Below are 7475 nucleotides of genomic sequence, written 5' to 3' on the forward strand. Positions count from 1 at the left end.
CTGTCTTGGCAAATCTTCAGTTAAGGCTGGTATAGGCCGAGATTTCAATAATGAAGATATCCTTACTGTAAAACCCCTTTTTTGCGTAGCCTGTCGGTGGTTTTGGAAATATAAACTGTGTGTAGACTCTGTTTCCCAATCGTATATAATTAATATCAGATGGACCTGTCGGCAACGGCCGCCCAGTAACATAAGGAGGTTGAGCAATGCCTGGACTGGGAGAAGCAGGACAACCGAAAAAGAAACTCAGTCTTACCCTATTGCTGATTGGTCTGGTCACATTGGTGGTTCTGCTGACTTCAACGATCCTGCTTACCGCTTCATATCAATCGAAAAAAAAGTCTCTGATCGAGACGACCCTGAATTTAAATCTCTCCAATGCTGAACGCATGAGCAAGACAGTGGATTCACTCTTCCGGTCTATGCGCAGCAGTATGGTGTATAGTGCAGACAAACTGTCCCAGATCAATGAGGTACAACCGGAACAAGTTGACGATTACCTGGAATTGATGCGCAAGAGCAGCACCTATTTCAATTCAATTCTCCTGGTTGGTGCTGACGGTGTCATCCGTAATGCTTCACCGGCAACGCTTGGAATGGCAGGCAAATCGATTAAGTCCCCTTGGGCTGTGGAAGCGCTTCGTCTTAGACTTCCATATCTCTCAGAGCCTTTTACCACTGCTTCAACCGGCAGAATGATTGTTTTTATGAGTGAACCGATGTATGACCGGGATAAGCATTATCTTGGTCAGCTGGGCGGAACCATTTATCTGCAGGATAGCAATATTCTGAGTATGATTTTTGGTAACGATAATGAAATTGATTCATCGGGCTCCTATTATTACATCGTCAGTGCGGACGGGCATCTCTTGTTTCATCCTGATAAGGAACGGCTCAATGAGGACATCAGCAAAAGTGAGATCGTGCAGGAATTAATGAAAGGACACAGCGGGCAAAGGGAAGCAGTTAATGTAAGAGGTATCCCTATGCTGGCTGGCTATTCAAGTGTTCCGGCCAATGGCTGGGGAGTTGCTGTAGTTTCACCCGTGAGCAAAATTCAGGATGAGCTATGGGGCCATATCCGCAAAACACTTGCCTATACTTTGATCCCTTTTGTGATTATGCTGCTGCTGGCCCTTGTAATAGCCCATCAATTGGCCAAGCCGTTTGTCATGCTTGCTGATCTGATGAACAAGGTGGGGAAGGAAAAGACTGAACTCCCTGTGCTGAAACCGCATTGGAACCGGGAAGCAGACCTCTTGACCAAAGCGGTGGCCATTGCTTGGAGTGATATTCAGAAACAGACAGATCAGCTCACCCAGGAAGCGATGACTGATCTTTTGACGGGACTTGCCAACCGCCGATCTCTTGATATTACAATGAATCAGTGGATTGCCGCGCAATTTTCCTTTTCCGTGATTGTGCTGGATGTCGACAAATTCAAATTTGTGAATGACACCTATGGTCATCTGGCAGGGGATGAGGTCCTGAAGCAGGTTGCGGGTATACTGAAAGCAAGTATTCGTCCGGGGGATGTCTGTTGCCGCTATGGCGGGGAGGAATTTGTAGTGCTTCTTCCGCGAACCAAGGCTGCCGACGCCTATATCGTTGCGGAACGAATCCGTAAAACGCTCGAGGCCAGTGAAGTTCCGCTGGCGATGAAGGTAACCTCCTCACAGGGGATCGCTCATTATCCGAGCCATGGGGACTCCCTTGAGGAGCTGCTGGAGCAGGCGGACCGTGCGATGTATTCGGCGAAGGGCCAGGGCAGGAACCGGACGATTATAGCAGATGAATAAATGTTGAAGCGGCATGCCCCTTAAAAAGGGGGTGCCGTTTCTTCTTGCTGCAGCCGGAGATAATTATTCACCTGGGCCTGGGCGGGTACATATCCTATCGTAAGAACAATAAAAACCGGTTTGCGGAAGGGAAGGATAGCCAGGTGACTTCATACATGGATTACAAATCACCCAATACACAATTTAGCTTTGATGTGAACTGTAACACAACGTTTAAGAAGGATGACTGTAATTATATCAATACGCTGTCAATCAAAGAGCTTAATACGCTGGAGAATACCTCCCTTCTAGACATTTTTCTCAGCAAGTCCAACGTAGTGGAACCCCATTACCACCAGAATGCCGCTGAACTGGTCTATTGTATCTCCGGTGCTGCAGTCGTCTCCCTGATCAATCCATTTACGAATGAGTTGCTGCATTTCCCCATCACACCGGGCCAGGTGGCGAATGTGCCGCAAGGCTGGTGGCATTATGAGGTGGCTACCACCGATTGCACTCATTTGCTGGCGATCTTCAATGCCCCGGTACCAGAAGTCATACTGGGCTCCGATCTGCTGACGCTTACACCGCCAAAAGTGCTTGCTCACACGTATTGCATGAATGAAGCCGAACTCAAGGAAGTGCTGGCACCGGTGAAACCTGGAACCTTCATCGGACCGCCTGCAGATTGCTGTGAACCCGGCAAGTCCGCGGTAGCAAACACGGCATACGCCAATAATATGGCTCCATACATGGAAGCCCAAGCTCCGCATATGCTTCAGCCCTTCGGTTACCAGCCAACCCCTGCGCATGGATACTACGGCCAGCCGTATGTTCAGGAGTACCGCCAGCAGCCCTATGTCCAGATTTATCCGGGTATACAGAATGCGGTTGATATTGGGGGGAATGTATAACAAGCGGTTGAAGTGAAATCCTTCATAATCAGATAAAACAAAAGCCACCCCGGGATTGCTCCCTGCGGGTGGCTTCATTGATTAAGACAAGCGGACCAATACGCGGCCCCGTGTGTTGGATTTCAAGATATCTTCCAGGGCAGCGGGCAGATCGGTTAAGGTGACCTCGCGGTCCACAAGCGCGTCCAGCAGTTCCGGCTTCAGATCGGAGCCCATCCGGTCCCAAATCTGAATGCGCTGCTCCATCGGACAAGCAACCGAATCGATTCCAAGTAAGCTAACACCCCGTAAGATAAAAGGAAGAACTGTCGTTGGAACCGATGTTCCGGCGGTTAATCCGCTTGCGGCAACGGAGCCGCCGTAAGCAATTTTGCTGAGAACTGCAGCAAGTGGAGCACCACCGACGGCATCAACGGCGGCCTGCCACAGCTGCTTGTCCAGCGGTTTGCCTGAACCGCCGCTGACCTCCTCGCGCGAGAGGACTTCGGCAGCACCCAGGGCCTTTAAATAATCAGCTGCATCTGCTTTGCCGGTGCTGGCTGTGACCTGGTAGCCTTTCTTGGCAAGCATGGCAACGGCCGAGCCGCCGACACCACCGGTTGCGCCGGTGACCAGCACTTTGCCCTTATCCGGCGCAGCGCCATGAGCTTCGATTGCCAGAATGGACATGGCAGCGGTATAACCGGCAGTGCCATAGATCATTGCTTCCCGCAGCGTAATGCCTTTAGGCAGTGGCATGACCCATTCAGAAGGAATACGCGCATACTCGCTGAAGCCGCCGAAATGGGATACCCCAATGCCGTACCCGGTGGCAATGACGGATTGCCCTTCCTGAAAACGCGGGTCTGCGGAGGAAACAACTGTTCCCGACAAATCGACGCCCGGGATAAAAGGATAATTGCGGACAATGTTCCCGTTCGGGATACTCGCGAGGCCATCTTTATAGTTAACACTGGAATATGCAACTCGGATCAGTACTTCTCCGGCAGGCAATTTCTCCATAGTCAGCGGCTGTACCGCCACGGATAAAGTCTCCGTTTTGTCCACAACCAAAGCTTGAAACGTTTCTGTCATGTAAGTCTCTCCTTAGACGAATTGTAATGGTAAGTATGTTATATATTATTTATTCTGACCGGTCAACTTTTTATTATCTATGATATAATGTACATTATTCCCTAATTTGCGGAGGTCGTATGGTACGCTACAAGAAATCCGAAGTGAAACGCAAACAGATTTTGTTCGCCGCCTTTCAGGCGTTGTCCGAGCTGGGGTATGATTCCGTGACCTTGCAGACGATCGCTGATCATGCCGAAGTCAGTAAAGGGGTTGTGCATTATTATTTTGACAACAAGGAAGCAGTGCTTGTGGAGCTGCTGGAATGGCTGACCGGCAAAATATCCGCCAAAGAGCAGGCAGCGGTGCAAGAACAGCAGACAGCGACCGGCAAGCTTAAGGCTTACATCGACTCTGCGTTCCCCGATGCGGCGAAGAACCGTTCCTTTTACCGTGTGTATCTGGATTTCCTGGCGAGGGCCAGCCGGATACCGGTATACAGGGAGATTAATCAGCGTTTCTATGACAATTGCGCTCGGATAAGCACAGAGGTGCTGACGCTGGGGCAGGAGGAAGGGATTTTTGCCAAGGAGCTGTCCCCGGAGACAACGGCCCCAGTCATTCGTGCAATCATCGACGGCTGTCTGATCCAGTGGCTAATGACGAACAACGACGAGCTTCATGCCGTGTTCAAAGAATCCTGTTATGCGGCGGTGATGAAGGTGCTGAGCTCTTAGAATATGGCAAATAACAAACCGTTGAAAGGCTGAGTGCCTATGAGGACAAAATGGAGTTATCTCTTGCTTATTAGTATGCTCTGCCTTTCTGCTGCAATATGGATCTATTCCCAGTCTTGGGCTACCTCTCAACCCACAGTCAACAGGATTCGTCTGGGGCACGAAGAACCAGCAAAATATATAGTGGAAGACAAACAGATAGCGCTGGAAAATATGGAGATTTCCCTCGGCCATCAGACAAACCCGCAGAATTATATCAGCATACCGAATCATTCAGAAGAGCTATGGCGGCGCACACTACAGCTTCCCGCAGGAGAAGGAATCCTGATCAAGTTCCTGCATGGCGGTCCGGCTGTCCTGTCCGTCCCGGATATCACGCAGTATTGGCTCTGTATTCAGCGGCCCAGCAAAGACCTCAAAGACGGAACGGATACCTATTATATTGAAGCTCAAGTGACCGGTGACGAGGATGCCGCTGAACAAGAATTACTGAAGCTTGCGCAGACTTGGGAAGTTCCCAAGTAGCGGAGGGAGCATGTTGACCAGGAGAGCAAGTGGAGAAGTGGATGCCGGGCAGATCTACAAGCTGCGGATGAACATTCTGAAGCTGCCTGAAGTGGAGGATAAGCTTGCTTTTGTCAAAAACCTGAGCAACAGCGGAGGCTCTGTGATACTTGACCTCGATGAGTTGAAATGGTTCTCCGGCGATGAGGCCGAGGCAGCTGCCCAAGAGGACGGCAAACCGGATGCAGGCTCCCTGACGAATGGAATTTATTTCAGTAACTCAAGTGAATCTATTGGGAGTGTCAACCTTAAACCAGAGGTACTCATTGCCTAATTGGACGGGGCTAGGCTGAAATTCGTTCCGCTTAATGACTTTATTGCCTCCGAGGTAAAAGAAATGCTGTTCCGGGTTGCATCGTTGGGGAGAAGGTCGTATTGCTGGAAGAGATCTATAGACCTTAGGCTTTCAAGAGGAATATCTAGAGGTATGAAGGACGGCCTAATCGGGCTGTCTTTTTTTGTCTACATTTGTAGAATTTCATGAAATTCAAGCTCGGTTACAGGAGGATTATGGTATTTAAGGACGAATATATATTTTCGTGGGATGAAAAAAGAACTAAATTCAGTACTTTGGGATAGTAGTTTGAGCTTTTTTTATGCCTAAGGTACAGGTTGTTAAAAGGAAAGGGCGGCCACAAATCAGTGGGTTTATGGCCTAATAACTACGAATTATTTGGGGGTAGTTTTATGAGCGTTTCGATTAAAGAATTTATAAGAGAGTACCATAAAGCAGTTGATGAGGGGCATGCCGCTATTTTTGCAGGTTCTGGTCTTTCTGCTTCCGTGGGCTTTGTCAACTGGAAAGAACTACTTAGAGATTTAGCAGAGGATATTAATTTAGATATAGATAAAGAAACAGATTTAGTAGCAGTTGCACAGTATTATCGAAACGAAAGAGGCGGAAGATCTAATTTAAATCAAATTATTATTGATCAATTCACAAGGGCAGCAGCCCCCAATAAAAATATTGAAATACTGGCATCATTACCAATAGACACTTATTGGACGACTAACTATGATCAACTTATCGAAACACAGCTTAAAAAATTCGGTAAGGTAGTTGATACAAAAATCATTCAAGAGAACTTAGCTACTACTATGCCTGAAAGAAATGTAGTAGTTTACAAAATGCATGGAGACATTTCGGATCCATCTAAAGCAATCCTTACTAAAGATGATTACGAGTCCTATAACGAAAAAAGATCATTATTTACAACTTCATTACAAGGAGACCTAATTTCAAAGACATTTTTGTTTATAGGCTTTAGTTTTGAGGATCCAAATTTAGCCCATATATTAAGTCATATTCGAACATTACTATCAACGAATCAGAGAAGTCATTATTGTTTTTTCGAAGAAGTTAATCCTAGTCATTTTAAAACAATTGAAGAATATAATTATGCAAAAGTAAAACAAGAACTAAGAATAAAAGATCTTCAAAGGTATTCAATTAATGCTGTTTTACTAAAAAGTTATGACGATATTACACTTATTCTTTCAGAAATAAAAAGAAAATATATGTTGGAAAGCATCTTCATCTCAGGTAGTGCTTATGAGTATGGAGAGTGGACCAATCCATCTTATCTTATGAATAAGCTTTCTCAGTCATTAATAAAAAATAATTTTCGTGTCATATCAGGTTTTGGGAATGGTGTTGGGAGTCACATAATAAATGGAGCTTTAAACGAAATTATGAATTCCAAAAAAATGAATGTTGATAAATATTTAACTATGCGACCGTCACCTTTTGGAACTGTTACTACTGAAACTGACCATCAATTGAAATTACACTATCATAATGAAATGGTGAATTCAGCTGGTGTAAGTGTATTTATTTTTGGAAACAAACTTGTTGATGGACATATCGTTAATTCAACTGGTGTTCTAGAAGAATTTCAAATGGCTCTAGAATATAAAAAGTATATTATTCCCATTGGTTCGACAGGATATGCTTCCGAGGAAATATTTAATATTTTAAAGGAAAGAATCGAGGATTTTCCTTATCTTAAAAAATATATAAATATTTTATCTTCAGAAAAAGATGCAGATAAATTGATTGACTGTATTATCTCTATATTAAAGGACATTCGTAAAATCAATAATATTTTCACCCAGGTTTAGGGTATTCTATATTTTCATAATTTTGGTAATACCAATTTAATAAAATATCTATGGCTTTTCGTGTAAGTGCGCTATCTTCTCGTGTTAATTCAGTTTCTCTAAAAGTTTTTTCATAAGTTATATCAATTAATTTAAATAGACTTACTACATAACGATCTAAAAGATTAGAGTTAAGATAAGCTTGCTTATTTCTTATATCAATATTTTGTATCATGACTTTTATAACCTCGTATAAAACACAGTTGGATATATTTTGAGCTTTGGTAATTACTAACCGTTTTTCAGTTGAATCATGGTATAAGTAGTCT

At 44.9% G+C, this 7475-nt stretch carries 8 protein-coding genes; 6 read left to right on the forward strand and 2 right to left on the reverse strand.

Annotated elements, in window-relative coordinates; all coding sequences use genetic code 11:
- Window positions 1-206: 206 nt before the first annotated feature.
- Window positions 207-1799 carry a sensor domain-containing diguanylate cyclase gene (locus tag A3848_RS12315; RefSeq protein WP_074085226.1) on the forward strand — a complete coding sequence of 531 codons (1593 nt, stop codon included), beginning with the start codon at window positions 207-209 and terminating at the stop codon, window positions 1797-1799.
- Between the two features lie 143 nt (window positions 1800-1942).
- Window positions 1943-2692, forward strand: a complete 750-nt coding sequence (locus A3848_RS12320; RefSeq protein WP_371916089.1) for a cupin domain-containing protein — start codon at window positions 1943-1945, stop codon at window positions 2690-2692.
- Window positions 2693-2773: 81 nt separating this feature from the next.
- Here the strand turns inward: A3848_RS12320 and A3848_RS12325 are convergent, their stop codons facing one another.
- Window positions 2774-3766 (reverse strand): acrylyl-CoA reductase family protein, encoded by a 993-nt coding sequence (locus A3848_RS12325; protein ID WP_074085227.1) that lies wholly within the window; start codon window positions 3764-3766, stop codon window positions 2774-2776.
- A gap of 119 nt (window positions 3767-3885) precedes the next feature.
- Here A3848_RS12325 and A3848_RS12330 point away from each other — a divergent pair, with 119 nt between their 5' ends.
- The 4 genes from A3848_RS12330 (at window position 3886) to A3848_RS12345 (ending at window position 7167) form a co-directional block, all read left to right on the forward strand.
- Window positions 3886-4482 (forward strand): TetR/AcrR family transcriptional regulator, encoded by a 597-nt coding sequence (locus A3848_RS12330; RefSeq protein WP_074085228.1) that lies wholly within the window; start codon window positions 3886-3888, stop codon window positions 4480-4482.
- Between the two features lie 183 nt (window positions 4483-4665).
- A complete protein-coding gene (locus A3848_RS12335; protein WP_143186405.1) occupies window positions 4666-5007 on the forward strand; it encodes a hypothetical protein in 342 nt (113 codons plus the stop codon).
- A 10-nt stretch (window positions 5008-5017) separates the two neighbouring features.
- Window positions 5018-5320, forward strand: coding sequence for a hypothetical protein (locus tag A3848_RS12340; RefSeq protein WP_143192388.1), 303 nt, complete (start codon window positions 5018-5020; stop codon window positions 5318-5320).
- A gap of 413 nt (window positions 5321-5733) precedes the next feature.
- Complete coding sequence (locus A3848_RS12345) at window positions 5734-7167, forward strand: SIR2 family protein (protein WP_074085231.1); 1434 nt, start codon at window positions 5734-5736, stop codon at window positions 7165-7167.
- Here the strand turns inward: A3848_RS12345 and A3848_RS12350 are convergent.
- A partial coding sequence (locus A3848_RS12350; RefSeq protein WP_218618999.1) for a hypothetical protein occupies window positions 7154-7475 on the reverse strand: 322 nt, incomplete at its 5' end. The two genes, A3848_RS12345 and A3848_RS12350, sit on opposite strands and share 14 nt — an antisense overlap.

The sequence above is a fragment of the Paenibacillus sp. P32E genome (assembly GCF_001909085.1).
GTDB lineage: Bacteria > Bacillota > Bacilli > Paenibacillales > Paenibacillaceae > Paenibacillus_AQ > Paenibacillus_AQ helianthi.